The 1,276-nt window shown below is 71.8% G+C and carries 1 protein-coding gene; it reads right to left on the reverse strand.

Annotation, left to right across the window (positions count from 1 at the left end; all coding sequences use genetic code 11):
- On the reverse strand, positions 1-1,276 hold a 1,276-nt coding region (locus RTM68_RS17930), incomplete at both ends, for an aldehyde dehydrogenase family protein (protein WP_312173597.1).

The raw sequence follows: 1,276 nt of genomic DNA on the forward strand, positions 1-1,276 counted from the left end.
GGCGAGCGCGCGGTGCAGCGCCGCCACCGACTCCCGGGATCCGACGAGGCGCACGCGGTCGGGGTGCGGCTCGTCGCTGAGGGCGTCGAGCACTCCCCCGGATGCCGTGCGCCGACGCATCCGCTCGATCCACTCGTCGTCGCTCTCCATGAAGACCGTCGCACTCAGGTCACCGAGCGCGCGCCTCACCTCGGGCGGCAGCCCGACCGGGGTCGACAGCACGAACCCTGCGCCGGCACGCACGGCCGCCACGACCACGCGCAGCAGCTCCTGCCATCCGGCATCCGCCGTCGCCCTGATCTCGACCGGCACCGGTCGGTAGCGGAAGAGGTTGCGCTCGACGCCCAGGTGCGACACGTCGCGCACCTGGCCGAACTCGCGGTCCCAGGCGAGCGCGTCCGACAGCGCCGACCGTCGGAGCCACTCGAAAGCCTCGTACGTGAGCGAGGGCTGGGCCGCCTCGATGAGTTCGGTGATGCGCGAGTCGAGTCCACGCAGATGCAGGGTGCTCGAGGCCGGTCCCGTCACCTTCGAGCGCCAGCTGCCCAGGCCGATCAGGTAGTTCGGACCGCCGGCCTTCGCGCCGGGACCTACCGACGATCGCTTCCAGCCGCCGAAGGGCTGCCTCTGCACGATCGCCCCGGTGATGCCGCGGTTGACATAGAGATTGCCCGCCTGCACCGTGTCGAGCCACCGCTCGAGATCGGCAGGGTCCTGCGTGTGCAGCCCGGCGGTCAGACCGTAGGCGACAGCGTTCTGCATCTCGATCGCACGCTCGAGCGTCGGCGCGTGCATGACGCCGAGCACGGGCCCGAAGAACTCCTCGGTGTGGAATCGCGATCCCGGCTGCACCCCCACGCGGATGCCGGGTCGCCACAGACGTCCGCTCGGGTCGTCGGCCGCGACCGCGGGCTCGATGAGCCACCGCTCCTCACCCTCGAGCTCGGTGAGCGCCCACGCGAGCTTGCCCTGGGGGCGCTCGATCACCGGTCCGACCTCGGCGAGCGGATCGTCGGGCCCGCCGATGTGCAGCGAGCGTGTGGCATCCGCCAACTGTCGGGCGAACCGCTGGGAGCGACCGACCGGGCCCACGAGGATCGCGAGCGACGCGGCCGAGCACTTCTGCCCCGCGTGACCGAACGCGCTGCGCACGAGATCGGCGACGGCGAGATCGAGGTCGGCCGAGGCCGTGATCACGATCGCGTTCTTGCCGCTCGTCTCGGCGAGCAGCGGCAGGTCGGGTCGCCACGAGCGGAACAGCGCCGCCGTCTCCCAC

It is taken from the genome of Microbacterium sp. (assembly GCF_031988965.1).
Taxonomy (GTDB): domain Bacteria; phylum Actinomycetota; class Actinomycetes; order Actinomycetales; family Microbacteriaceae; genus Microbacterium.